This is a genomic window from bacterium (assembly GCA_021371935.1).
In the GTDB taxonomy this organism is placed as follows: Bacteria; Armatimonadota; UBA5829; order UBA5829; family UBA5829; genus UBA5829.
Map to the genome: position 1 here is coordinate 1 of JAJFVF010000006.1, position 26,992 is coordinate 26,992.

At 49.9% G+C, this 26,992-nt stretch carries 18 protein-coding genes and 1 riboswitch; of the genes, 10 read left to right on the top strand and 8 right to left on the bottom strand.

Annotated features, from left to right (window positions below; all coding sequences use genetic code 11):
- A partial coding sequence (locus LLG46_04465) for a right-handed parallel beta-helix repeat-containing protein (GenBank protein MCE5322554.1) occupies positions 1–1,923 on the bottom strand: 1,923 nt, incomplete at its 3' end.
- A gap of 228 nt (positions 1,924–2,151) precedes the next feature.
- Entirely contained in the window at positions 2,152–3,738 is a 1,587-nt protein-coding gene (locus tag LLG46_04470) for a tetratricopeptide repeat protein (GenBank protein MCE5322555.1), read from the bottom strand.
- 109 nt (positions 3,739–3,847) lie between these two features.
- Here LLG46_04470 and LLG46_04475 point away from each other — a divergent pair, with 109 nt between their 5' ends.
- Positions 3,848–4,426 carry an RNA polymerase sigma factor gene (locus LLG46_04475; protein MCE5322556.1) on the top strand — a complete coding sequence of 193 codons (579 nt, stop codon included), beginning with the start codon at positions 3,848–3,850 and terminating at the stop codon, positions 4,424–4,426.
- Complete coding sequence (gene tadA / locus LLG46_04480) at positions 4,423–5,754, top strand: Flp pilus assembly complex ATPase component TadA (protein ID MCE5322557.1); 1,332 nt, start codon at positions 4,423–4,425, stop codon at positions 5,752–5,754. The genes LLG46_04475 and tadA overlap by 4 nt, the downstream gene beginning before the upstream one ends.
- A 122-nt stretch (positions 5,755–5,876) precedes the next feature.
- On the opposite strand, the gene LLG46_04485 is transcribed toward tadA, so the two are convergent.
- The 4 genes from LLG46_04485 to LLG46_04500 all read right to left on the bottom strand — a co-directional run bounded on the left by LLG46_04485 (position 5,877) and on the right by LLG46_04500 (position 12,095).
- On the bottom strand, positions 5,877–6,959 hold the full coding sequence (locus LLG46_04485) for a DUF4236 domain-containing protein (GenBank protein ID MCE5322558.1): 1,083 nt from the start codon (positions 6,957–6,959) through the stop codon (positions 5,877–5,879).
- A 369-nt stretch (positions 6,960–7,328) separates the two neighbouring features.
- Positions 7,329–8,876 carry a dihydrolipoyl dehydrogenase gene (gene lpdA / locus LLG46_04490; protein ID MCE5322559.1) on the bottom strand — a complete coding sequence of 516 codons (1,548 nt, stop codon included), beginning with the start codon at positions 8,874–8,876 and terminating at the stop codon, positions 7,329–7,331.
- 80 nt (positions 8,877–8,956) lie between these two features.
- A complete protein-coding gene (locus LLG46_04495) occupies positions 8,957–9,739 on the bottom strand; it encodes a sulfide-dependent adenosine diphosphate thiazole synthase (GenBank protein MCE5322560.1) in 783 nt (260 codons plus the stop codon).
- Between the two features lie 92 nt (positions 9,740–9,831).
- Positions 9,832–9,944, bottom strand: a riboswitch (TPP riboswitch).
- A gap of 39 nt (positions 9,945–9,983) precedes the next feature.
- On the bottom strand, positions 9,984–12,095 hold the full coding sequence (locus tag LLG46_04500; GenBank protein MCE5322561.1) for a sigma-70 family RNA polymerase sigma factor: 2,112 nt from the start codon (positions 12,093–12,095) through the stop codon (positions 9,984–9,986).
- Positions 12,096–12,273: 178 nt separating this feature from the next.
- On the opposite strand from LLG46_04500, the gene LLG46_04505 reads away from it, so the two are divergent.
- Both LLG46_04505 and LLG46_04510 read left to right on the top strand, forming a co-directional pair.
- The gene (locus LLG46_04505) at positions 12,274–14,172 is read left to right on the top strand and encodes a family 10 glycosylhydrolase (protein ID MCE5322562.1); all 1,899 of its coding nucleotides are present in this window, start codon (positions 12,274–12,276) and stop codon (positions 14,170–14,172) included.
- Between the two features lie 220 nt (positions 14,173–14,392).
- Complete coding sequence (locus tag LLG46_04510) at positions 14,393–15,205, top strand: Fpg/Nei family DNA glycosylase (GenBank protein ID MCE5322563.1); 813 nt, start codon at positions 14,393–14,395, stop codon at positions 15,203–15,205.
- A gap of 6 nt (positions 15,206–15,211) precedes the next feature.
- Here the strand turns inward: LLG46_04510 and LLG46_04515 are convergent, their stop codons facing one another.
- A complete protein-coding gene (locus LLG46_04515) occupies positions 15,212–16,375 on the bottom strand; it encodes a sensor histidine kinase (GenBank protein MCE5322564.1) in 1,164 nt (387 codons plus the stop codon).
- A gap of 87 nt (positions 16,376–16,462) precedes the next feature.
- Here LLG46_04515 and queG point away from each other — a divergent pair, with 87 nt between their 5' ends.
- Both queG and LLG46_04525 read left to right on the top strand, forming a co-directional pair.
- A complete protein-coding gene (queG, locus tag LLG46_04520; GenBank protein MCE5322565.1) occupies positions 16,463–17,401 on the top strand; it encodes a tRNA epoxyqueuosine(34) reductase QueG in 939 nt (312 codons plus the stop codon).
- A gap of 93 nt (positions 17,402–17,494) precedes the next feature.
- The gene (locus LLG46_04525) at positions 17,495–18,613 is read left to right on the top strand and encodes a hypothetical protein (GenBank protein ID MCE5322566.1); all 1,119 of its coding nucleotides are present in this window, start codon (positions 17,495–17,497) and stop codon (positions 18,611–18,613) included.
- 162 nt (positions 18,614–18,775) lie between these two features.
- Here the strand turns inward: LLG46_04525 and LLG46_04530 are convergent, their stop codons facing one another.
- Positions 18,776–19,843 (bottom strand): NTP transferase domain-containing protein, encoded by a 1,068-nt coding sequence (locus LLG46_04530; protein ID MCE5322567.1) that lies wholly within the window; start codon positions 19,841–19,843, stop codon positions 18,776–18,778.
- Between the two features lie 181 nt (positions 19,844–20,024).
- Between LLG46_04530 and LLG46_04535 the strand changes: the two genes are divergently transcribed.
- From LLG46_04535 to LLG46_04550, 4 genes are all read left to right on the top strand, one after another.
- Complete coding sequence (locus LLG46_04535; protein ID MCE5322568.1) at positions 20,025–22,436, top strand: SpoIIE family protein phosphatase; 2,412 nt, start codon at positions 20,025–20,027, stop codon at positions 22,434–22,436.
- A 170-nt stretch (positions 22,437–22,606) separates the two neighbouring features.
- Positions 22,607–23,440, top strand: coding sequence for a TlyA family RNA methyltransferase (locus LLG46_04540; protein ID MCE5322569.1), 834 nt, complete (start codon positions 22,607–22,609; stop codon positions 23,438–23,440).
- 11 nt (positions 23,441–23,451) lie between these two features.
- Positions 23,452–26,319 (top strand): glycosyl hydrolase-related protein, encoded by a 2,868-nt coding sequence (locus LLG46_04545; protein MCE5322570.1) that lies wholly within the window; start codon positions 23,452–23,454, stop codon positions 26,317–26,319.
- Between the two features lie 67 nt (positions 26,320–26,386).
- Positions 26,387–26,947, top strand: a complete 561-nt coding sequence (locus LLG46_04550; GenBank protein MCE5322571.1) for a sigma-70 family RNA polymerase sigma factor — start codon at positions 26,387–26,389, stop codon at positions 26,945–26,947.
- Positions 26,948–26,992 lie beyond the last annotated feature (45 nt).

The window sequence follows — 26,992 nt, forward strand, 5'->3', positions numbered from 1 at the left end:
ATACCAGGCACCATAAAATTCTCTTCCCATATATAACCCGCAGCCGCTGTTGAACTTGACTGTGGTCCCGGATGGGAGTGTGAGTATGCTGGGCTTGGCCTCATCATTTTGAACCCCGTATACATTCACGTTGCCCGTCACGCGATAGACCAGGGGTTGCGGAATCCAGCTCTGGCTGGTGGTAACGCTGCCGCCTCGGATTGCTATATAGTCGCCAGATACGTTGCCACTGCCGGTATTGCCTGTGAGTCTGCCTTGTATATTATTGCAGTAGACACTGATCGGATAGGAACCATTTGAATTCAAAACACAATCTGCTATGTAAGGAACAGCACCGTCATCGGAGTAGATCCCATATCCACTGTTGTACTGCAGTGTGCAATTACTGATAGTGGGATTTGAGCTGTAACAGTTTATGCCGCCGTTGGTACCCTGGCCGCCATACTCGACGGTGGTATAGGTCATATTGGAAAGGTCGGACCGCGTTCCAGCGTAAAAACGTACACCCTGCCAACTGCCTGCCGCGGGACTGTCGGACGAAGATGAGAGCAATACGCCGTTGCCTTCCGTGCCTGCGCAGGCAAGTGCGCCATACCACCAACCATAATGATCACGCCCGATATCCAGTCCGCAGTTGGAATTGAACCTTACAACTGCTCCCGCATCGAGTGTGAGCACGCTGGGCTGTGTGGAGTCATTCTGCACTCCGTATACAACAATATCGCCAATCACACGGTATGTAAGAGGCTGGGCAATCCACGTCTGGCTGGTGGTTATATCGCCGCCTCTCACCGCGATCACATCACCGGAACCATTGCCGATGCCCGAGTTGCCGGAGGTATTATAAACATAGTTGGGATGGATATATATTGGATAAGCGCTGTTATTGTTAAGACTGCAGCCGGTGATTGTCGGGGATGCGCTGTCATCAGCGTATATCCCATGGCTGCTGTTATATTGCAGTGTGCAATTACTGATAGTGGGATTTGAGCTGTAACAGTTAATGCCGCCGTTGGTGCCCTGGCCGCCATATTCGACTGTCGTGTAGGTCATATTGGAAAGGTCGGACCGCGTTCCAGCGTAAAAACGTACACCCTGCCAACTGCCTGCCGCGGGGCTGTCGGACGAAGATGAGAGCAATACGCCGTTGCCTTCCGTGCCTGCACAGGCAAGTGCGCCATACCACCAACCATAATGATTACGCCCGATATCCAGTCCACAGCTAGAGTTGAACCTGACGGCGACCCCGGCATCGAGTGTGAGCACACAGGGTTGTGTGGGGTCATTTTGCACACCGTATACAACAATATCTCCGGTCACACGGTATGAAAGAGGCTGGGTAATCCACGTCTGGCTGGTGGTTATATCGCCGCCTCTCACCGCGATCACATCACCGGAACCATTGCCGATGCCCGAGTTGCCGGAGGTCTTGTACACACCATCGGGATATACGGATATAGGATAAAGACTGTTATTGCTGGATGTGCAGTTTGTAATCGTGGGAGCAGCGGAATCATTGGCATATATACCGTTCGTAGCGTACGCGACTGTGCAATAGCTCAACACACTGGATATGCCGCTCGCTATGACTATACCACTCCAGTCCCCCGGCGCCGCTGTTGAAGGTGTGTTCAACTCAAGTGCAGAACCGAAATATATGCCGTCCGCGCTCGTGCCGGAACAGTTGATAGTCCCGTTGACGTACAAGCGAGTGCCACTAGAAAAATAGACACTCACACCAGGCTCTATGGTTAGTGTTACTGATGAGTTTACTGTAACATTGGATGTGACTACATATGGACTGTTCGCCACAGACCAGACAGTGTTTGCAGATATTGTTCCGCCGACGTTTGTGGCATATGCGGGAACGCAAATTCCCAGTAAAATGCAAACTCCCCAAAAAATACGCGTGCAGATGCGCATGACAATCCCTCCAGCCTCTTATCTCTTTAATAAAACTGCACATTAAATCGACACAAAACAACAGCCAACCATTAAATTATCATGATGAGCTAGATAGTTTTGTTTGTCAATACTTTGAAGACAGCATTAAGGTAAAACTGGCAAGATTACCAGGTCGAAGACATACTTGGTGGGGAATTTTGAGCTGCGATCGAAGCATACGATACTTGGTCATACATGGATAGACAATCAGCCACATAATTTGTGATTTATTGTTGCGATTGTTGTTTTTTTGCTGGCCTTATTTTCTAAAATCTGTACGGCCTCAAGCACATCCTTGGGGGGATTCAGCGCCCGAATCTTACCGATTACAGTCATCGCTTCATCCTTCTTGCCGCGGTCGACAAGAAAAGAGGCAAGAGTGAGCAGCGCATGAGGGTCTTTTGGCTGTTTCTCGGCCAGAGTGCGGTAGGATTTTTCGGCTTTTTCGTAATCGCCGGCTTCTTCATACGTCGAACCGAGAGCATACCATGCATCCGGCCAGTCAGAAGCCATCTTGAGAGCCTGGCCGATGGAGTTGACAGAGTCCTGATAGTTTTTTTGGCGCTTCTGCACACGAGCCAGCAGCAAATATGCAGACGGGCTGTCTGAAGCCATCGTGACAGCCTTCTTTGCATATGTCAGAGCCTTCTCGTAGTTTTTTTCGTCCGCTAGATAAAAATCAGCAAGCGCAGCCACCGGACGAACATCATCCGGCGCTTCCTCGACTGCTTTTATTAATTCCTTTTCGGCCTCATCGGCCTTTTTTTGTCCAAGTAAGGCAAAAGCGCGGTTTATATGCAGCATAGGCAGCTTGGGATCTATCTTGCCTGCTGCGTCGAACTCACTTATTGCCTCATCATACTTGTCAAGCCCGGTGAGCGCTATACCAAGAACAAGGTGCGGCTGGGCATCGGACGGGCGTAGTTTGACCAGAGACTGCGCGATAGACTGCGCGAGGTCCGGCCTCGACGCTCCGATCATGGTGTAAACACTCGCTTGCAATTGAAAGACAGCATCCGCATCGGCTCCACGGCTGATTGTTGCCGAAGGCGGCGAGTACAGCGTGGCAGTGTCAACACCATGCTCGCCGAGCCAGCGCACAATTGCAGTGGAAATTGCGCACCGGCCGAATATCTGATCTTGCCTGCCGCCGGTGATTACCATCCGGTTGAGGTACATGCCCACTACCAATGGTCCACGCGCAACTATCGATCCGTCCGGGATAGACTCAGTCGGATTTACATCAATTATAAATGCCCAATAGTACTTACCGATCTCGGTGACGAATACTTTATCTGCGCTCCAACTGCCAACCATAAGTTTATATGACTCACCGGACTTTTCACGAGTCACGCCATATATCTGTGTCGGCCAGCGATTGCCGATGGGGTCACCACTCATAAGCTCGCCCAGTGTTCCCCTTGCAGCCTTTGCAAAATCGCTCGATTGCGCAAAAGTGACCGACGGCAGGCCGCTTATCGGAAGTTTGAGCAGGGCAAGGTTGAGATCCTTGTCATATGACTTGAGTTCGCACTGATATGCCGCACCAGTATATGAACTGACAAAGATCGGATGGTGGATCAGATGTGTGGCATCTTTGCCGACATTTTCGCTTATCGAATCATAAGTAGTGACGACCCAACTGCCGTCGCCGACCACAAAACACATATTCATCCAGTTCGACCGATCACCAAATACACGGATAACACCCGCGCAGCCGGAAGGTGAATCGGCGGCAGCAGCCGATGCCAAAGCAATGATTATAAGTGCGGCAAATATGAGTGCTTTTTTCATAACAATACTCTACCACCAAAAACCGTCGAGTGCAAAATGGGCAAGCAACATCGGTCGAACATTTTTGCTTCCTGAGCGTTCTATCACATGTGAGATGTCGGGAGGACGAATGGAAGTACTGACGGACGCAGAGTTGATGGAACTCGTGAAAACCGGTGACTATTGTGCATTTGATGAACTCTACAACCGGTACGCTGAGCCTATCCGCAGGTTCCTCTTCCAGCTCACGTGGGATCAGGACACAGCGGAGGATTATCTGCAGGAGACTTTCTTAAGGCTATATCGGGCGCGCGACCGGTATGAACCGACGGGCAAATTCTCCACGTTTATCTTCCAGATCGCAAAGAACTATTACATCTCGCAGCGCCGCAAGGCAAAAAACCGTTCCGGAGAGGTATCGCTCGCCCATCAGGACAGCCTGGGAAGAAAACCGTTCGAGAATATCAGGGCAAATGAGCGCATAGAGCCTGAGGTCCATCTTATGGAGGAGTATCGCAGGTTTCGGATGCGCCGGGCTATAACCATGCTGCCCGAGGGTCAGAAGATGGTGTTTACTCTCTCACACTTCGAGGGTCTCAAATATATTGAGATTGCAGAACTGTTAGAGATACCTGTTGGGACGGTGAAGTCAAGAATGCACGCGGCTGTAAATATGCTCAGGACCCTATTACAGGAGGAATACCCATGAACTGCGAACAGGCCAGAACAGAGATTATCGCTTATCTGAAAGGCGAGCTTTCAGAGGATCAGAAAACAAAGCTCGAGGAGCATCTTGCCAGATGCCCAGCATGCCGGCACGAACTTGAAGGCGCGCGCAGGCTGCTGACTTGGACAGAGGCCGCATCCGAGCAGGCAATAGTGAAGAAAGTCGATGACATCATCGACAATGCAATAAAAAGCAAGGCTTCGGATATTCACTTTGAGTCGCAGAGAGATAACACACTGCGAGTCCGTTATCGAATTGATGGCGTGATGCACGATATAATGTCGATTGATTCGGCTGAGCGCATAGGGATAGTTACGCGGATTAAGATGATGGCTGATGTGGATACGTCCGAGACCAGGATCCCTCAGGATGGCAGGATGCCGTGGAAACTGGGCAGTCGAGATTACAATATACGAATAGCGTTCTGCCCATTTACTCTCGGCGAAGGAATTGTGATGCGGATGCTTGACAAACGTTCGCCCTTACTCGGTCTCGACAAAATCTACATTTATCAAGATCATCTTCAAACACTCAAAGATTTGCTCCATCAGCCGATGGGGATGTTTTTTACATCCGGCCCCACAGGTTCAGGCAAGACCACGACTCTATACTCCACGCTCCTTGAGTTAAATAAACCTGAAGTCAAAATTATGACAATAGAAGACCCTGTTGAGATCATGATACCGGGTGTAAACCATTCTCAAATCTGCAAGAAGAACGGCTTTACTTTTGCCACTGCGCTGAGATCATTTTTCCGGCACGACCCGGATGTCATAATGATCGGCGAGATGCGGTGCATGGAAGACGCCGCTATTTCTATGGAGGCCGCGATATCCGGTCAAATGGTGCTTTCTCAGATGCACACAAACGATGCAATCGGGGTAATTCAGCGTCTTCGCGATATGGGAATAGAAAGTTATGTGATATCTGCAGCCTTACTCGGCGCAATGAACCAGCGGCTTGTTAGGCGAGTGTGTCCTGACTGCAAAGAGCGTGTGCTTGAAGTAAACCCAGCTCTGAAAATGCTCAAGATAACCGAGAACGACCTGAAATCACATGAGGTCTTCAAAGGCAAGGGCTGTGACAAATGCCATGGAACAGGCTACAGAGGCAGAGCGGCGATATATGAACTGCTGGTTATAGACCGTCATCTGCGTGAGATGATTGGCGAAGGCGCACCGTGTGATGAGTTGCTTCAAGCCGCAATATCAAACGGCTTTATGCCCATCAGAGAAGATGCACGGCGTAAAGTGCTCGACGGTCTGACTACTGCCGAAGAGTCTCTTAGAGTGCTGGCTTTGACTGAGTGAATGAGAGAGTCTGATGGCTGGATGGTTTGATGGTCTGATGCTTCATATATACATGAAAGCTGACATTCTTTTTTCGGGCTGGATCGGATATCCAGCCCGACTAATAATTTGTGATATGATCTTCAACTTAGGTTGGCATTTGCAAGCTGACGCAAAACTACACTGAGTGAACTAGCTGCATTTGGTCTTGAGAAATAGAACAATTCATTTAGCCCAGAATTACTTTTTATGTGAAAACTCTGATATTGCACTATCGGAAGTTGTGGATTGGGATAGAAACGCATGTCTGGATTGCCATCCTTGTTTACATATTGCCATGTGTGCCCTATTATCCTAGTGTCAGATGGAACGAATCCACTTAAAACAAAATTAATCTGGTTGACTGCAACATAAATATCGGTGTAATTTACTGCACCTATCCCATCTTGAGTATATACCAACACCCTATCTGGACAGAAATAAAGTGTTTGTTTTCCAGCTGGCATCATCGGTATAGCAATATTTGTTTTTACTCTCGGTGGTGCTGTCTTTCGTATAGTGATTCTGTGTTGTTTGACTAATTCAGTTGCGCCAGCAGACCTTTTTGTGTCTATTACTGCTGCTTTCGCCTCGATATGCCATGCACCAGAACACCTTGCTAGTTCATCGAACGAATTATGCAGCATTTCATATGATAGCTCTGATTCGCCCTCAAGTTCATAAAACAGGACGGTGTTATTGTTCAATTCATCATTATAATAAGATGCCCACGTTGCAATAACAGCAAAAATAATTGTTGGGACTAACAGAAAAGCAGGCGCACCCGCAGAAATCATAACAAGGAACAAGAAACCACATAATGCTCCAACAATTGGAGCAAGATTAATTTTCCGTCTGTTTTCGTTCAGTTGAGAAAGAAGAGATGATGCTGACGAATCAACCATTTGCAAGACTGATGCACTTTCAATTGTTTGCACCTGTCCATAGATTGATTTGGTTGTGTTAGGAGATGATACATTTGCACTTTGGGGTTGTCTGCTTTCACTATGGTTGCTCGATAATGTCTTCCTGTAATAAAGTCCACCACGACCCATATGCACATAATTTCCTCTGGGTCCAGTTCCGACTCTAAATCCCTTTATTCCCGCTGAGACCCCTATTCCTGATTTTGAAAGGTTAAACCTCACAGGTCCAACTTTCAGACTCTTGCGCAAATAGAATCCCATGACAGCCCTCTTCTCGATTATGACTCACACTTATTTCATAAGCATGAAACAATCCATCTCTATTTATTCATATTGATTCGCAACTTCTAATCATACTAGTGTAGACTTTAATTGCTGTCAAGATACAAAAACGACCATTCAGTCTTCACAGGGAAATAAGGCTCGGCAGGAGCCTCGCCCTCCCGGCATGCTCGCTATTGAAAGAAACAAGCTCATAAATAGTTAACAACCAGTGCATATCCAATGTAATTCAACTCTCGATTAGTGGACATTGCTTACAACCGACTGCTATAGAAAGCAAACAGCCCGGCAAGTAATCCTCACCAGGCCATCTCAATCAATACTCAATCCAAAATACTAATTATAAAATCACTTGTGGATTGCTCTGCCCATGGCGTCATATGCGGCTTCCTGCATGACTTCACTCAAGGTTGGATGGGAGTGGATTGTCGCCATGACTTCATCGACAGTCAGTTCATTGTTGATTGCAAGAACTGCTTCGGCAATCAGGTCGGTGGCATGCGGACCTACTATGTGCACGCCCAGGATTCCGCCGAATTTGCCGTCTACTATGAACTTGACGAACCCTTCGGTCTCGCCGATACCCATGGCCTTGCCGTTGTGGCTGAATCCGAACTTGCCTATGCGCACGTCCTTATACCGCTCTCTTGCCTGAGACTCGGTAAGGCCGACTGAAGCGCACTCCGGGGTAGTGTAAACACAGGCCGGGAAGGCTTTATAGCTCATTCTGGAGTTCATGCCCATAGCATGCTCGACTGCAACTGCACCCTCTGTCCAGCCTACATGCGCCAGCATCGGCTCACCAATTACATCGCCGATGGCATAGATGTTTGGTATGTTAGTCTGCATGTGCTCGTTGACTATGATCTTGCGCTTGTCGTGCTCTATGCCGACCTCGTCCAGGCCGATATTGTCCATAACAGCGCGCCTGCCGACTGCGACCAATATCTTATCGAAGTCCATGGCCTCTTCTTTGTCGTTGGACTTGATATAGACCCGCTTGCCGCCCTTGATATCCTCCGCGCGAGTGACGCCTGCATCAAGCATAAACTTCATGCCGGCCTTTTCAAGGGACTTCTGGAGAGTGTTGGCGGTTTCGGTGTCGGCTGCGGGAAGTATCTGGCTCATCATCTCGACCACGAGGACTTCAGTCCCCAATCGAGCAAACGTATAGCCAAACTCAAGACCAATAGCTCCGGCGCCCACTATAAGCAGCTTCTTGGGAGCCTCAGTAAACTCGAGAGCTTCATTGCTGGTCCAGACATTCTTGCCGATCTCGAAGCCTGCCATAGGCAGACGAGCAGAGACTGAACCTGTCGCTATTACAATCTTTTCGGCCTTGAGGGTCTCGACACCTTTTTCGGTCTCTACTGCTACAGTATGTGGATCGACTATCCTGCCGTGACCCCTCACAAGTTTGATCTTGTTCTTTCTGAACAAGCCTTCGACACCGCCTGTGAGCTGCTTGACGATGTTTGCTTTGCGCTTCATCATCGTCGAAACGTTTAGTTTTGGCTCAGACGTTTCAACGCCGAACTCGGCACCGTGCTTTACATGGTCCAGAACAGCCACGCTGGAGAGCAGCACCTTGGTGGGTATGCATCCCACGTTAAGGCATGTGCCTCCAACGGAGTTCTTCTCGACCACTGCAACACGAGCGCCAAGCTGTGCAGCTCTAATGGCAGCGACATATCCGCCTGGTCCGGTCCCGATTATGATGATGTCGGTATCGTAATTGGATGATTGCATTATCTGCTCCTTAATGCCAGGAAAGACCATACTGGATGTATCGATTTCCTCTAGTGTAGACTTGCTCGAGATGAGTGAAGAAAGATCGCTCAGTTTGGGGAGCACAAGTGACCCAGTACGGGACATATTGGCGTGGCTGTTTATCAAAATTACCCCCTGCTATATTACATACAAATAACCGATTTATGCTAGCACAGCAGGGGGTTATTGTCAATTTTGAAACGACTCTAATTCACACCGACTTCTTCGTCAGCCAGTTTCTTTATCGCTATACCGGCTGCCTTCTTGCCCGAGAGCAGCATGCCGCCAAAGATCGGACCCATGCGAGGTGTGCCGAAGAACTGAGCGCAGGCCATGCCGGTGACAATCAGACCAGGATAGACTTCACGAGTGCCATCGACGACACCGTTTTCACCCATTTGTGCGTTCATAGTGTCCTCACCCTTGATCTGGACTATCCCGCGCTTGGCAAGAAAATTGAGGACTACCGCTTCATGCCCGGTGCTGTCCATCACGATCTTACTCCTGAATGTGAGCGGATCAATTGGAAGATTGGCCATCTTATAGCCGGTGTCATTTGCCACGACTCCGGCCAAAGCACGGTTATCGTCAAAATAGACGTCCTCTATCGCAAAGAGATTGAGGAGCGTGACACCGCTCTCGATTGCCTTTTTAATGAGCGCAGAGGCAAGCAAAACTGATGAGACCACCAGATAGCCGTCATGCTCCTTTGCCTCGACATCGATTTCGCGGAGAATGTCGCTGACTGCCGGTTCGAGGATGACTCTGTTGAAGCCCTTGCCGCCTCCCCAGATTCCACCGCCCGGCGAGAGGCGCTTTTCCATAATGGTGACTTTCTTGCCCTGCTCGGCCAGAGTATAGCCTGCGACAAGGCCGCTCGGTCCACCGCCGACTATTATCACGTCGGACTCGAGTGAGTCTTCGAGCATGGCGAAGTAGTCGCGCATAATCAGCCGCGATACTTCCAGGTCTGAAATGTTTTCGATCATTGAATTACCCCCAATGGTCCGTCAAAAGACGGATGATATACTTGGGAGGCAGAGGTGAGCATGCGCGGATTACACGCCAACGTGAGGTCTTCCATAGGAGACTTCCGCGTTTCCTACGCCGGTATTACCCGGATCAGGTTCAAAGGGATGAAGCGTCATTACGCCGCTTCTCTCAGCTGCTCTACCAGCACCCCCAGCGGTTTGGAACATTATATCACACAAACAATAAGTTTTTAAGAGCCCGTTACTGTGTAAATAACATACATCTACCAGCCTTTGCTAAATAGCGTTGGCATATAAATTGCTCGACACGCCAGGTTGATTCACCACTTGGAGTGAACTCGTAAACGCCATTGGAGCGCGTCATCAATCCCAATTCGATCATATAACGCCTGGTAGCGCAATAATCCGAACAGACACGGGCAATGCATTCGGTGAGTTCTCGTTCGTCATAGCTACGCATCTGGGTCACACCAAAACGCAACACGGCATCGGGTGAAATCATTGCAATCGGGCTAACTTTGCGGCGCTTCGCGGCAAGTCTTTGCTCAACATCTGAAAGCACCGGCTTTCTATGCGCGACTCCGCCAAATACTGCTTTTGCGGCAACCTTTTGCAATTTGTGATTTGTGCCGCGCATCAGTTCCTGCAGCACAATTTGCGAACTGACGCTTCCCATTTCACCAAGAGCGGTCACGGCTGCCTCACAGACTTGATTGTCATCACTGGATATCATATCCACCAAGATATGCTCGGCATGCACGATTTTAAGCCTGCCGAGGGCTGTTATTGCTGCGGCTTGCTCCTGGGTATCGCCATTTTGAGCGCAGTCGATGAGTTCCTCAGCCGCTGCTGCATCTCCGATCTCCGACAAAGCAAAAATAGCCGCAAGCCTCACAGCATGGTCCGCATCGTGGAGCATTTCACGGATTAGGCTGGTGTATTTGTCTGCTTTCAAACACCCCAATATACGAACAGCCTGACTGCGCAGACCAATGGAGCCACTTTCAGCTATAGCAGCTATCGCCCGGATTATTCTTTCAATCAGGTCTGCGCCTATCTCTTCGACCATAAGCGTCGGCCACTTTTCCTGGGTGCGCAAGTCGTTCAGAAACTGTTCGCGGCTCGTGTCGACAAAACACGTCGGACAAAGCGACCTGGCAATTGCTTCACAGCCGATCAGGCCCATGGCTTGACGGTTTTGATCTGCCTCCTCAATCAGCGATAGCATATTTTCGGCGAAGCGCATTCCCGTCCGAACCAGAGCATTTATAACCCTGGACGGCTGATCGGAGGATTGACTGATGAACCTCTCCATCAAAACAGGAAAGGCCTGTTCATAGCACATCAACGCATTTGCAAACAAGAGCGCCGGGCAAGAGTGCTCGGATGCTTCCATCATCTCCAGCAGGACTTCAGCCTTGGCACTGTCGTCTGCCGGGTGGGCAAACAGCCTGTCCAGAAGCAGATAAGCTTCTTTTGAGGCGATATCCGGCATGCCTTCGCGCGGTGAAACCATCCCGCACCTGGAGGCGTATATCCGCAGAAGCTGGCTCGTCTTTGAGACTTTATACTCATCATCGGAGAAACGGCAGCTCAGGACCGTGTCAATTGCTTCGCTCCCCAGATGCGGCAGCAGTATCGCAATATTCCGCAGCATCTCATCCGCATTTGCACCCGCAACCAGATCGGCCAGTCGTCCCGGCGACTTCTTAAGGACCAGAGTCAGGCGCTCAGGCACATTAGGCTCATCGGGAAACATCTTCATAAGCACAGCGATTTCGGCCTGCACGACCTCTTTGAACTTGTCGTCAGGCACATCTGGAATCTCTTCGTATTCGGTCATCTGTTCCATTACCTCTTTCAATGCTTGACGCGCGCGATGCAGGCGGCTCATAACCGTACCCTTGGGCACTTCCAGGAATGTTGCTATCTCATCGTAAGACAGACCCTCGTGATAATAAAGCGCTATAACCAAACGGTGAGAAGTTGAAAGTGTGCTCAAGCCATAGGACATGCGTGCATAGATAGAAGAATCCTCATCGCCTTCATCGACTGATGCGATGTGTTCTTCGACCAACTCCAAGTCTCTCTGCTGATTTTTGCGATACCACATCCGGCAGATGTTAAGCGCTATGGTCTTGAGCCACCCAGCGAACTTCTCCGGTTCGCGAAGCTGGCTGAGGTTTAGATAAGCCTCCACAAATGAATCGTGTGCAAGTTCCTCGGCATCCGGCACATTGCCGCTCATATTGAAGCACAACCGGTAAACCATTGCATAATATCGGTCCATCAGCAGACCAAAAGCCTCATGATCGCCAGACAACACTAATTCAATTATTCTTGAATCTTCCAACTGCTCTACTCCTGCATCGTTGCGCGTTTCCACATTGAAGATGCGCAAGCCGACCCATATATTCCATCATATCAGAAGAAAAGTTGGATATTCGATATTTTATTCTGCCAGCGTGTTTAGTCGGATTGACGACATGACTCATTGCTGATATATTGGCTCCAAGCACGGAGGTTGTGTCATGTTCAAATGGATTATATCTGCTCTACTCGCAATCATACCACTCACAGCATGGGCATCGGAGACGGTTGATTATAAGTGCATCAATCCGGTGGTCGAAATTCGGGGAATATGGGTCAATGCGGACGCAATACCCAAGACCGATTCGGGCATACGTGAGCTTGTGCGGACATATCACAAGGCAAATATCAATGTCCTCTTTCCTGAAGTGATAGCCAGAGGTTATGCCGCATATCCAACTAAGCTGCTGACCCGCGACCCTCGATTCAAGGATGCTGTCGATCCCCTGCCGCCAATGATTGAAGAGGCTCACAGACTGGGGATGGAGGTCCACCCATGGGTGTGGGTATTTCGCGCCGGCTACACAAAGGACAGAGGCGCAATCCTTAACGCTCACCCGGGCTGGGTCATGCTCAGCAAATACGGAGAAGACTTGTCGGCCAATGGAGGACTATGGATCAGCCCGAATATACCCGCCGCCAGAGATTTTCTTGCATGTCTTTTCGCTGAACTGGTCAAAAAGTATGATGTCGATGGGCTGCATCTGGACTACATACGCTACGAAGTGCAGTCCCCTACCCCTTATGGATACAACACGACAGCCAGATGTACATTCCAGCATCAATATGGGATCGATCCTGCGGATATAGACCGGCTCTCGACCAACCAGATACTCTGGAACAAGTTCAGGGAAAGACAAATAAACTCATTCGTCCAGAGGATCGCCATGCAGACACGCGCGCTCAAGCCCCATGTGAAAATATCGGCAGCAGTCGGGTCCGACCCGGTGACCGCACGGCTCAATCTGATGCAGAACTGGGTGAACTGGGTGGACAACGGATGGGTGGACTTTATAACCCCGATGGCTTACACGGCAAATGACGCCACGTTTACACAATTGGTGACTGACCAGATGGCTGCTGTGGACGGAAAGACTCTCATTGCACCGGGAATTGGGCTGCATATGCAGAAAGACAACCCTGAGCAGAGCATAGGGCAGATTGGGATCGCTCGCCAATTGATGGCCGGAGGCGAGGCTCTGTTTGCTTCGTCATACTACACTGACGGATTAGCATCGGCTCTCGAGCAAAGCGCATATAAATCACCAGCGGAGCTGCCTTTCAGGGACCCGCTGAGCAAATGCAGACTGCTCTGTAATCTTACTGCAAATACGAGTGATAGTGCGCTGAAGAATTTCTATTCACAGCGGGCATGGCCACTGGCGCGCTATGCCGATTACATAACAAAAGACAAGCCGTATATATCGCCGACTGACCCGCCGCTGGTGATACCGGAGAATATAGTCCCATTACCTAATGTGGAGATACCAAAGACGGACAAGCCTATAGTCATAGACGGCAAGCTAGATGATGGCGCATGGGCCGATGCGGCAAAGGTCAAACTCGATTACACAAATGAAGGCGGCAGCGCGCCAGTCGAGACGACTGCACTTTTGACATATGACAACGATAATCTCTACGTGGCATTCCACGCAGATGAGCCGCTGATGAGTAAGCTCAAAGCAAACGTAACCAAGCGGGATGGGCCGACGTTTTATGATGATTCGGTTGAAGTATTCGTCGATCCGGCGAACCAAAGGCGCACGTATTATCACCTTTCTACCAATACTCTGGGGACCGAGTTCGATCAGAAGGTCTTCAACCCGGGCTGGAACGGTGAATGGAAATCGGGTGCGCAGACAGGCGCTGACGGCTATAGTGTGGAAATGGCAATACCGTTCAAGGAATTCGGGATGAGCACCCCAGCTCCGGGCACAAAGTGGGCACTTAACTTGACGCGAAACCGCACTACATCGGGAGCGATGGCATACCTCACCTGGGCTGTGCCATACGGCACTTTCCACAGCCCGGACAGATTTGGGACTGTAGTGTTTGATTAATCCTGGATAGGCTAAATCTCTTATTATAACAACCGAGCCCGTGTCACTCTCGCGTAAGTGACAAGCCAGTCAACCTGCTTTTGCTAGAGTGCCGGTTCCTGGATTCCCGCTTTCGCGGGAATGACATCAACCTCTTGCTTTCACTCTGATGAGTCACGAAAGTTGACAACAGGCTCTGAAATGGCATAATAGATAAAATTCTCAACAAGAGAGGCCGAACATGCCTGAACTGCCGGAAATACGCAATTTATCAATGCAGATATCTGCCGAGATGGCCGGTAAAAAGATCGTCACATCAGAGATAAGGCAGGAGAAATGCCTCAACGTACCAGTCGCCGAATTCGAGCAACTGGTGACAGGCAAGACTATCGGCAATGCCTATTCACGCGGCAAGTGGATATTTATGCCGCTTGCGGACGATGCAGTCTTCCTGCTGAACCTTGGGATGGGCGCAGACACTGTATTGCATAAGAACGGAAACAGCCTGCCGGACAAATACCAGATAAAACTGGGAATCAGCGACGGCAGAGTGTTTACAATTAGTTTCTGGTGGTTCGGCTATGCGCATGTGATGCCGGTGTCTCGACTCTCGGAGCACGCGATGACTGCGTCGCTGGGACTCGATCCGCTGGATAGCGATGGGTTTTCATATGAAACATTTGCCAGGCTGGTCGGCAGCAAAAAGTGTAAGATAAAGACTCTACTTACCGATCAGAAGCTCATCTGCGGAATTGGAAATGTCTATATTCAGGACATACTGTTTCGCGCAGGGCTTCACCCGGACAGAAAGACATCAGATATAAGTGAGAAAGAGTGTAAGCTGCTTCACAGGGTAATCGTGGAAAACCTGAGTAATGCACTGGAACTCGGCGGACTGGCATATGAGCGTGACCTGCACGGTGTGAACGGGCGGTTCTCTGAGTTCCTGATCGGCTATCGAGAAGGCAAACCCTGTCCCGTATGTGGGACAGCCATCGAGAAAATCAAAACCGGCAGCACCGCGAGCTTTATCTGCCCGCATTGTCAGAGATAAATATTTCTAGCCGGGCACATACACGCTGATTCTTGTTCCTTCACCTGGCTCGGACTCTATCTGAACATCGCCGTGCACACTTGATGCGCGGTCTTTCATTGTCCTTAGCCCAAAACCCTGGCTGCTTGCCGGGTCACCCAGTACAGCTTCTTCATCGAATCCGCAGCCATCGTCTGAGATCACACAGTGGACTCCGCCATCGCCCGTCCGCGCAAGGCTTACATCGACACGAGAAGCGTCCGAGTGCTTGACTGAATTGGTGAGAGCCTCCTGTATAATCCTCAGGAGCACCAAACGCGATGATGGAGCAAGATCGATGCTGCCACCGGTCTCTTTTATGTTCGCAGCAAGGCCCGTGCGGTCGGCAAAACGGGTTATATATTTCCTGATAAGCTGGCTCAGTGGCTCATTTTCTATCTCAGCAGGGCGCAGATGGTGGACGTAATTGCGCATCTCTTCCAGCGCGGAGCGAAGGTCATTCTTCTCCTGAGATATTATCTTTCCTGCCTCTTCTGGATCCTTGCGAACAAGCCTCTCGCACAACTCCAATGTCAGGATGCAGTTGACCAGAGAATGGCCGACACCATCGTGAATCTCCCGCGCTATTCGGTTTCGTTCCTGAGAGAGGGTGAGCTGTTCGTTGAGGCTGGATATCTCATCCGAAAGTCTGCCCCTGGCAAGCGCTATCTGACGGGTGAGCAAGCTGGCTAAAAATAAAAATAGCAGCCTGGTGCCCGCGATCTCGATTATCTGCCAGTCCCAGGCGCTCAGCCTCGGTATTGTCGCGCCAATATACGAGATCAATACAAGCGGCGCTACCAGCTCGATGGTGCCGATGCGCGGGTCCATCGCCCCTGCGATCAGCATAAAATAGTAAAAAAGCCACAGTTCACTCTTTATTCCGCCAGTATATCGGATCGTAAGCGCAAGCAAAACGGCGTCCAATATGGGCATGTATCGCAGCACGCGCGCACTGGGTCTGGCAAGAGCTACCCTGGCGCGGTAGATCATCACTGCCGCAAGCATTCCCAGCAGGACATAGCCATAGCGGCTGTCTACGGGCAGATGACGGCGTGTCTCGGCAAACTGCAGCCAGACCCCCGCAAAAAGCAGTGCCGGCCACATTGCCTTGAGCGTCACGACCTCAGGACTTTGTCTCGTTTTGCGCATATAACGTCACGATTCCTCTCAACAGTAAGTAATTCGCCGCGAATGTCGGCCCATCCTGTAGATAAAATTTGATATTATAGTTGCGTAATGATAAATGACCTGCGTAAATCAGCATATGAACTTGGATTGGCGGCTTTGGGAATAGCTCCGGCAATCGACGAAGTCCGCACATCCTTTGCATGGGCAAAGTCGGTCGTGACGACTGCTGTCTGCTATTTGCCACCCGAGACATCTGTTTCGGATGATACTCCCCGCGCTCTGGTAGCACGGATCGCCCGGAGTGCGGACTATCACGATGTCCTTCATTGCAAACTTGCACACATGGTCGAACAAATCAAGGCTGTCTACCCAAACGCGCATACACAGATATGTGTGGATACATCGCCATTGCCCGAAAGGAAACTTGCAGTGCTGAGTGGAATAGCCAGCCGGGCAAAGAATGCAAATGTGTTTGTCGATGGATGCGGATCATACGCGGCGCTCGGCGAGATTGTGACCGATATCGAACTGCCTGTATCGCAGCCGAATGAGATCGACCTGTGCGGTTCATGCGAGAAATGTATTCGCGCTTGCCCGATGGGGGCAATCATTGCGCCGGGAGCAATTGACAAGAGCAAGTGTCTGTCTGCGATTACACAGTCCGGCGGAATAGTACCGGTTGAGACTAGACACGCGATGGGAAATCGGATATATGGGTGCGACAGATGTCAGGAAGTCTGCCCGCATAATGCATCAGTCAGAGTGTCTGCTCCTGAATTTGCCCAGGATGTGTTTCCGGGAGCATGTCCAGAACTTATACCACTAATCCGCATAAGTGCGAGAGAATTCAAAGAAAATGTTAAGAGAACGTCGATAGGCTGGATTGGGCGGACAAAGATCAGACGAAATGCCATAATAGCCGCCGGTAATATCAAATGTGAAGAGGCAGTCCCGGCTTTGAAAGAAGTCATGCAGGGCGAATGTGCGGCGCTGCGAGAATATGCAGTCTGGGCTATCGGCAATTATGTTATTGAACTACAAGACTAATTTCGGTCCAGTATAAGACACAAACAAAGGATGTTGGCACTCGAGCGTTGTATAATACGGCAGATGATCCGAGAAAATGAGGGAGGAATCGAAATGATGACATACAAATTTCGCATAGCTTTGCTCGCACTCTGCGTAGGACTGATGGCGTTTTTTCAAACTGTCTCACCTCTTATGGCAGAGAAATTACCGAACTCTGTGCAGTTTAAGGTGGATAGGTGCATCGAATCGCTGAATGACGCGGAGGTCGAACTCGACGCGAGAAACCCGGATATGGCCAGGGAACCGTTGCGGGTCGCCAAAGAAAGACTGGAATCAATAAAAGAATATCAAAGCGGATCTTGGGATCACCCGGATGTGGTGGCGGCACGAGACCGCTATGAAGCTCTGAAAAAACGATATGACGAGGCTCAGGAAAAGCAAAATGCATCAGCAGGAAAAGCCGAAGAACAACTGGAGAAGCTGAAACAGTTTCGTCAATTTAACCCCGGCGCAACTTACCCTGAGGAACTGGTCGCCAGTCTGCCCCAATACCAGGCCGCAAAAGCGCTTATTGATGAAATTAAAGCTGATGGCACTGATGTTCAACTCAGTGGTTACAGTGATTACAATATGACGAAGCTGAGCGTTGAGGTCTGGGAACGGGACCGCGACAAAGTGACCAATGAATTCATCGACACTGCCAAGGGCTATACGAAAAAAAACGTATCGCGAAGTCAGGAATGGCTGGATAAGGCAGACCAGAGGCTGGCGGACCTGGCAAAGGTTCTTGCCTCTGATGATCCTAAACTTGCCGAAGCCAAAACGACTATAGGCAATATGCATACTTTCATCAGGCAAGAACAGCTTGAGAAAGCCGCAAAAGTGTTTATGAGCCCGGAAAAGTATAAGGGCAAAGACGCAAACGCGCTGCGCGCATTGGCAAAGAAAGCGGTCAAGGACAAATATCCCAAAGCCGTTATTATGAAAGTCAAACTGACAAGCTCGAAATGGGGACCACCCGAGGGCGGCGCTCAGTGGACGGACAATACTTACTCGGCTGTCGAAGTTAGGACTACATCTTATTTCTCTGTCGAAATTGCAGCCAAGCATGGCCAGGACGTAATGCTTCACAGAGTATATCTGTACAAGTCGAAAGTAAACGGACAGATGCAGTCGGCAAAATCCTACATCGTAGGCTCACAGATGATGCTGGAGAAAAATGTGAAGTAGATTAACGGTTCTGTTTCGGGCCGGATCGGATATCCGGCCCGAACATAGGCCCGAACAAGTTAAAATAATCAATATAAAATACTAGCCTGCATTATTCACGAGAAGCGTGAATAATACTATCGGAGCCCTGTATTATGCGGGAAGCGCATAATACAGGCTAGATCACAAATATTTTGTTTTGCCCTGCTTTTTGAGTTCGTCGAGCAGGGCTTTGATGTCCTGTGAACGGCCGCTGGGCAGGATAAGCACTGCATCGCCTGTGTCCACTATTACCATATTGTCCAGACCCACGGTCGCGACCAGACGCTCGGAATGGATAAGGCAGTTGTGTGTATCTACACCCACATGGTCGCCTGTGACCGCATTGCCGTCTTCATCCTTATCCATGATCTCATACAGAGAAGACCAGCTTCCCAGATCACTCCAGCCTATCGAAGCCGGAATCACGGTGATGTTGGGAGCATGCTCGAGGATCGCATAGTCCACAGATATGCTCGGGAATGCGTCGTATATCTCATCGAAGACCTTGGACTCATCTGGTGTGCCTATCGCACCGTCATAGCGGATCAGCAGCTTGTAGATATCGGGGGCATGGTCACGATATAGGTCCATGATCGTCTTCGCGGACCAGATAAACATACCGCTGTTCCAGACATAGTGCCAGCTCGATACATACTCCTCGGCAGTCTTCAGATCAGGCTTCTCCTTGAAACTCATCGCCTGGTGAACGTCCACATCATCAATAGTCCGCTTTGACTCGGCCATCTGAATATAACCGTAGCCGGTGGCTGCATAGGTCGGCTTTATTCCGATGGTCACTACGTTCGGGCCCTCGGCTGCCACCTGCTCCGCCACCTCAAGCAGCCTTCGGAAGTGTTTCTCTTTGGTTATTATATGGTCGGCAGGGGTGACCAGAAGCACGGCATTCGGGTCTTTGCGGCTGATGAGAGTCGCAATCACTCCAATTGCTGGAGCTGTGTTCTTGCCCATCGGCTCGCCTACGTATCTGTCATCCTCGAGCCAAGGGAGTTGCTTTTTGACAATACCCTCATGTGACCTGCCTGCGATCACGTAGACGTCGCTTTTGTCTACGAGTGGATCAAGGCGTTTGACGGTCTCCTGCAGCAGCGTGTTGTCACCGTATAACTTATGAAATTGTTTGGGCTTGTCCTGGCGAGAACTCGGCCACAGCCTTGTGCCCGACCCGCCGGCTATTATTGCAGCGTACATTTTTCCCTCCTGGTAATACTACACTAATAGTTGGAGGTTTGGCAGAAAATCCTTACCCTGCAGCCATTATGACCTCCGCACACTATATATACACTTTATGGCATATCTTTTCAATCCTCCCGCCACATTATACTCTTTGAACGATGCTCGACTGGGTAAAGTATGCATTGGATATATACAAATGAACAGGCAAAACAATTATACAGATACTAATATGTATCCCGATGAGGAACACGATGCTTTCCTGCAAAGAGCAGTCGTAGAATTCCCAAACAACCTCTTCACGGCCAAAGTGACGGGCGATGAAATTCACTCACTCTCGATTGGATCAGGAGTGGCAGAGATAATCGGATACAGCAACCAGGAACTGCAGTCTGAGCCAGAACTGTGGCTTGAGATAGTGCACCCTGCCGACGAAGTGCACGTTCGACAAATGCTTGCGCGCCTTAGTGAAGGTAAACCTCTGGCCGAAGTATACCGCATATATCAGAAAGACGGACAGCTCAGATGGATACGAGTGTCGGCTGTCGCAGCAAAAAGAGATGGCCTTTACCATGTTATCGGTATAGCTTCAGATGCTTCGCTGGAAAAAAGTGCACCTGATCGCCTGGTGCAATACAAACAACTGCTCGACCAGACCCCCACACCAACCAGCCTGCGCACCATTTCGGGACAGGTAATTTATTGCAACCAGGCATATGTAACACTGACAGGCTACGGCTCTGTGGAAGAAGCTATGCTCACATTGCCCAGCGATATTATTCCTACTCAAGACATCGATTGGTTTGAAAATGAAATACTGCCGAAGATGATCAGCGAACCCTGGCAGGGAGAAGTGCGCATAATACGCAAAGATGGCCAGATAAGAAATGTGGATGTGGCGACAAATCCACTTTTTGGAGAAAATGGTGAGGCCATAGGTTTCTACTCTGCTCTCACAGATGTCACGCAGAAAAAGCAGGCCCAAGAAGCACTGCTGCAAAGTGAAGAAAGACTTCGCACACTGGTGGAAAACATTGATGCCATCATACTTCAAGTTGACCCGAACATGAGAATATTGACGCTGGGAGGACAGCTCAATAATTGGATAGGACGCCCAATTAACGAACTGATCGGTAACAGCAACATATGGCAGGAGTTCTTATCCGAGCGAGATCTGGACATATTGCATACAGCATTCGACAAAGCATATACCAGCAAGACTTCTGAATTTGTGGAGATAAAAGTGAAGCATAAATCAGGACGCGAGCGATGGGTCAGAGGGCAAATTACGCCAAGGTTTGACGCCGAAGGCGATCTGATCTACTACGATGGCATTGGGATGGATATAACCAAGCAAATGGCGGCGGTGGAACGAGAAGCCAGGCATTCCAAGCTGATTGCGGCGCTCGTTGATATGAGCCAGGTATTCGCCTCTACACGTGATACAAGCAAAATTATATCCACCGCTGTGAGATCGACTGGTGGTCTGCTCAATTGTATTTGTTCGGTGCAAGAAATCGAGCCAGACTCCGGTCACCTGCACATTATAGAAACCTACAGCATTGACATTGAAAGCGGCAGACGAGTGGATGAAGCCTTTGAACAAATTGGTATCACAATTGCGGACATCTTTGGAACAACAGGCATTCAAGCAGGAATAAGCGCCGACCTTATGCTCAAATCACCCAGGTCCGTCGAGCTTGCAAAAAAAACTGGCATGAAATCATCTATTTCTGTCCCATTATTTGTTGAAGGAGAACTATTCGGTGTTTTTTCCAACGCTCGAATGGAAAACGAAAAACCGTTTGATGACGAAGACCTCTGGTTTATGAGCGAAGTCGCAAGCCATGCCTCGGCCTCCCTTACAAATGCTTCCCTCTACAGGAAACAAACAAAAATAGCAGAAACTCTGCAGCGAAGCCTGATACCCGAAAAAACTGCCGTGCAAGGTCTGGATACCGCCACACTATATCTGCCCGCCAAAGGAGAAGTGGGCATTGGAGGCGATTTCTTTGATATTATCGACTTCGGAGACTCCAGGGTGGGACTGGTGGTGGCAGACGTTTCGGGTAAGGGACTGGAAGCCGCTATCCATACGGCAGAAGCCAAATATATGCTGAAAGGCTTTGCTCGACAAAACCCGGACCCAAGTTTTGTGATGACTAATCTCAACTATGCGCTCTGGACTTATATGGAAGAATTTGCATTTGTTACTATGTTCTATGGCCTTATTAACATGGAAAAGTGCTTGATCGAATATGTGAACGCGGGACATGAGAGTCCACTGATTCTACGCCATGATACACACCAAGTTCGCAGTTTATCTCCCAACGGCATAGTTCTGGGTGTGGAATCCAGCCGCAACTACATCACTGAATATGTGCAGTTCAATAAGGATGACCTGTTGTTTTGCTATACGGACGGATTGACCGATGTCCCCTGCGAAGACGGCACTCGGTTCGGATGCGAGCGCCTTACCAGTGTGATTGAGCACGCCCCGAGCCTCACTTCTCAGGAACTTCTTGAATATGTATGTGGAACTGTTCAGGAGTGCAGCAAAGGCATCCAACCTGACGATCAAGTGGTTGTGGTCGTCAGAGCAATCAAATAACAGCCTACATTTCCACCGTTTACTTCATATCGGCAGGAGTAACCACGCAGGAACAATAACTATTCCTTTAGCCCGGATTATGCGCTTACCGCATAGTCCGGGTCTCCGAGAGCATTATTTACGTTCCTCGTGAATAATGCGGGTTAGTGAGTTTGCCGCGAGAGACGATTATGAAAAAAGCGCCGATATGGACACTGCTGGTCGAGCGAGGGCTGGTAGAGGACAGAAAAACAGCCGAGACGTGGGTGATGACCGGGAATGTCTACGCCAATGACATGAGAATAGACAAACCCGGCCAGCTTGTTAAGATCACAGACGACATCATCGTCAAAGGAATTGACCAAAAATATGTCGGCAAGGGCGGACTCAAACTCGAAGGAGCATTGAGTGATTTCCACGTGAACGTCGAGGCAGTTGTCGCCATCGATGCAGGGGCTTCCACCGGAGGGTTCACGGACTGCCTGCTCCAGCATGGAGCACAAAAAGTCTATGCGGTGGATGTAGGGTTCGGGCGACTTGCCGGCAAGATGCAAGTGGACCCGAGAGTAATCGCGATGGAAAAAGTAAATATCAGCGACCCGGCGCTCAGAGACCTCGATCCAAGGCCGAGCCTTGCGACAGTGGACCTCTCTTATCTGTCTCTAAAAAAAGCCATACCGATCTTTGCCGAGATTCTGCACGGCAAAGGCGATCTGATCTGCCTGGTTAAGCCTCTCTTTGAAGTGGCGGACAGCAGTATCCGCAGGACAGGCATAATCGACGACCCCGATATTTATAGAGAACTCCTGCGGGACCTTGCGGACTACATAAATGGCCTGGACTATTGCGTCATCGGAATCTCTCACAGCCATGTCACGGGAAATAAGGGAGCGCGTGAGTTCTTTATTATGGTTTCCCTGAATCCCGACGAATGCCAAGACATACGGTTGACTGATGCTGAGATTGATGAGAGTATAGATAATGCTGTAGATGCAGTTATGAAACTCGATGTATATAACAAGTAGGTCAGAGAACGATGTCATTTCAAAAGAAGCTGGACATTCTTAATGGCAAACTGAACCGCAGTTTGGAAACAGCGGTGGAGCCGATAGCGCGGTTCAAATCAGAAATTGAGTTTGCCGCGGCATTTGCAAAGGCTCTGGACAAAAGTGAATGGGAGATGCTCATAACAAATGCCGTAAAGCACGTTGAAAAAGCCCTCACATCAGGCGGAAGCATCGACCCGGAAAAAGTCATTCTTGAAGCTGAGCGGATTATGTCTCCCATAGGTGAGATTGCAAAAGGCTATACTATGCACCTGTGCGGGCATGCGCACATCGATATGAACTATCAATGGGACTGGCCGGAGACTGTGAGTATTGCTCGCGACACGTTTACGACCGTCAATACGCTGATGGACGAGTTCCCGGACTTTCATTTCTCGCAGAGCCAGGCGTCATTATACCTCGCAATGGAGCGCTACTGCCCGAAGATATTCGAGATGATAAAAAGGCGCGTGAGAGAGGGACGCTGGGAAGTGACGGCCAGTTCGTGGGTCGAAAGCGACAGGAACCTCGTCTCTGGTGAGTCTATGTGCAGGCAGTTACTCTATACCCGCAGCTATTTCAAAGAGAAATTCGGCTTTGAGCCCGAACATGTGAAAATTGACTGGTCACCTGATACGTTCGGGCAGGCTTGGAGTGTGCCGTCCATACTCTCTCGCGCAGGCATCAGCCGGTGCTATATATTCCGAACCGGTCCCGGACCATGGCTCTTCAAATGGCGTTCGCCCGACAGTTCCGAAATTGCTGTGTTCCACGAAAAAGATATCTCCTACAGCGGCGACCTTGACCCGGCTGTGATAGTCCCGCTTTTTGCAAAATATGTGAGCGATACCCAACTTAAGGAATATCTTTACGTTTATGGCGTAGGCGACCATGGCGGCGGGCCGACCAGGCGCGACCTTCGCAAATATATGCAGATAAAGGACTGGCCGATATTTCCGACTGTCAAGCTGAGCACATACGACGCATACTTCACCGCTATAGAGAGCACCAAGCCTGATCTGCCGGTCGTAGACGCCGACCTTAATTTTACGTTTGAGGGCTGCTATACATCTCAGAGCAACATCAAGCGCGCCAACCGCATCAGTGAGACCATATTGCCTGAAGCGGAGACTGCATCTGTCATCGCCGGTGCGTTTTGTGACATAAACTACCCATCCGAAAACCTGCTTTCTGCCTGGCGTAATACTCTCTTCAACCAGTTTCACGATGTATTGCCCGGCTCGGGCATTCATGCGACCTATGAATATTCTCAGGGGCTCTTTCAAGAGATAAAAACTGCCGCCGATAATGCCCGGACAAATGCTCTGCGTGAACTTGCCGGGCAGATCGACACGTCATTTGTGAACCTCGGACATGACGACTTTGGCTCAGGTGATGGCCTGGGAGCAGGTGCCGGCGACCCTGTGATACCCGGCGGAGTGACTTCACGCGGAGCAGGCTCGCCCGGTCCTGAACCGATTATCGTTTATAATGCAAAGCCATGGCCGCGGTCGGAAGTGGTCTTTGTAAGAGTTTGGGACAAGCCTCTTAAGGACGGGCATATCATTGCGCGGGACCCGGATGGAAATGAGATGCGCTGCCAGGTGATCGACAGAGGATGGTTCCGGCATCATGACTATTTGACTGTCGCGTTCAAGGCAGATGTGCCTGCTCTTGGCTACAAGACTTATGCGATCCAGGACTATATGCTGCATAGTAATGAAAACACAATCGAGGACCTGCCATCAGAAACTGATTGCGCAAGGATAGTCAAGCATCTGCCTGAAGGGACGGAAAGCACAATTATCGAACTGGGCGAAGGCACCATCTTGGAGAACGAGCACCTCAGGATCGAGATAGACCCGGCGGCAGGTGCGATCAAACACCTGATCGACAGGCAGACCGGGTTCGATTATGTGCCTGAAGGTAAGCTATTGGGGCTGTTGGAGATATGCAATGAGGCTCATAGAGGCATGTCCGCATGGACTATAGGTCAGTTCACAAAGATCACCCCACTCACAGGCGGCCAGACTAAGATCACGCAGATGGGGCCTAACCGTGTATGTATGAAAACAGAGCATACACATGGCAACTCGCGGATAAGCGTGGAGATCGGGCTCAACACAGGGTCGCGGATGGTCGACTTTACGCTGGAGTCGAGATGGGTCGAGATATGCACCCCTCAGACCGGCGTCACCATGCTGCGAACCAGTTTCCCGGTGAACGTGACAAATGGTATGCCGACATACGAAATACCCTTCGGCAGCCAGAGGCGAGTGCAGAGTGTTCAGGAGATACCGGCTCAAAAGTGGGCTGACCTCTCAGACGAAGAGCATGGGATCACACTGGTCAATGACTGCAAATACGGCCATTCATGCATAGATGACACATTGCATCTGACATTGATCAGGACCAGTTATGATCCCGATCCTATACCAGAGGTGGGCGACCATAAGATAAGGTTCGGTGTGATTGCTCACCAGGGTCCATGCGATGTGGCTGATGCCATACGGGCAGGCGAAGAGTTTAACTCTTACATGTCTATCCTCAGCGAGACCGTCCACGACGGCGCTCTGCCGCCCGAGAAGAGTTTTGCCGAAGTGCTTACACCGAATGTATTTATTTCGGCCATTAAAAAAGCTGAGGACTCAAATGGAATAGTGATTCGCATGTTCGAGGTCGAAGGCAAAGACACTCAGGCGAAAATCAGGATCAACGACATCATCAAACAGGGCACTAAGGCAATGGAGACCGATATTCTGGAACGTCCCCTGGCCAAAAACACAGCAAAACTCAATGGCGATATCCTCAGCGTACGCATCCCCAAATATGGGCAGGCAAGTGTGCTGATAGTCTGATCGAAAAAATTATTCATTGTGACAACAAAATAGTCATTTGCGGCGTCATACACCATGGGAGATAACCGTGAATGACCGAATGACACAAATTTTCGATCTGCACAGGACGGGAATGCTGCGCAAGAAAGACGACGCCATCGAAATATGGCTGAGGGCAGTGCATGACAAATACGCGCAGTCGCTATTTCGTTATGCGCTGGCTCTGACAGGCTCTGTTGAAGATGCGCAGGACGCCGTTCAGGAGGTATTTACCCGGATCGCAAAGAACTGGAAGCGATTTGGAGAAGTGCGCAACGTGAACGCGTATTTATTCTCTGCCACCCGCAATGCCGCATACAGCATCCTTAGGCGCAGGAAACGGTCGCAGGCGCTGCATGATGCAATCTGCTCGGACCTGGCAACTGCATGCGTGCCTCAGGACAGACGCACATCTGCCACGATCATATCCATACGTGAAGCATTTTCAGACCTGAATGTGGAGCAGAGGGAAGTGATTGTCCTGAGGATTCTTCATCAGATGACATTCAAAGAGATAGCTGAGATGGCCGGGGTATCGGCCAACACTATATATGCCAGATATCGTCTGGGAATCGAGAAAATCCGGCATGTGCTGGACATAGCGGAATAAACAACAGGACGCCGGCACTGACGGCGTCCTGTCTGGTTTTTTGGC

Bases quoted from the DNA above. Each gene is read 5' to 3' on its own strand.
- LLG46_04470 (MCE5322555.1), bottom strand. From the start codon at position 3,738: ATGAAAAAAGCACTCATATTTGCCGCACTTATAATCATTGCTTTGGCA.
- LLG46_04545 (MCE5322570.1), top strand. From the start codon at position 23,452: ATGTCATTTCAAAAGAAGCTGGACATTCTTAATGGCAAACTGAACCGC.
- LLG46_04475 (MCE5322556.1), top strand. From the start codon at position 3,848: ATGGAAGTACTGACGGACGCAGAGTTGATGGAACTCGTGAAAACCGGT.
- LLG46_04535 (MCE5322568.1), top strand. From the start codon at position 20,025: ATGAACAGGCAAAACAATTATACAGATACTAATATGTATCCCGATGAG.
- LLG46_04505 (MCE5322562.1), top strand. From the start codon at position 12,274: ATGTTCAAATGGATTATATCTGCTCTACTCGCAATCATACCACTCACA.
- queG (MCE5322565.1), top strand. From the start codon at position 16,463: ATGATAAATGACCTGCGTAAATCAGCATATGAACTTGGATTGGCGGCT.
- tadA (MCE5322557.1), top strand. From the start codon at position 4,423: ATGAACTGCGAACAGGCCAGAACAGAGATTATCGCTTATCTGAAAGGC.
- LLG46_04495 (MCE5322560.1), bottom strand. From the start codon at position 9,739: ATGATCGAAAACATTTCAGACCTGGAAGTATCGCGGCTGATTATGCGC.
- LLG46_04515 (MCE5322564.1), bottom strand. From the start codon at position 16,375: ATGCGCAAAACGAGACAAAGTCCTGAGGTCGTGACGCTCAAGGCAATG.
- LLG46_04530 (MCE5322567.1), bottom strand. From the start codon at position 19,843: ATGTACGCTGCAATAATAGCCGGCGGGTCGGGCACAAGGCTGTGGCCG.
- LLG46_04540 (MCE5322569.1), top strand. From the start codon at position 22,607: ATGAAAAAAGCGCCGATATGGACACTGCTGGTCGAGCGAGGGCTGGTA.
- LLG46_04485 (MCE5322558.1), bottom strand. From the start codon at position 6,959: ATGGGATTCTATTTGCGCAAGAGTCTGAAAGTTGGACCTGTGAGGTTT.
- LLG46_04510 (MCE5322563.1), top strand. From the start codon at position 14,393: ATGCCTGAACTGCCGGAAATACGCAATTTATCAATGCAGATATCTGCC.
- LLG46_04525 (MCE5322566.1), top strand. From the start codon at position 17,495: ATGATGACATACAAATTTCGCATAGCTTTGCTCGCACTCTGCGTAGGA.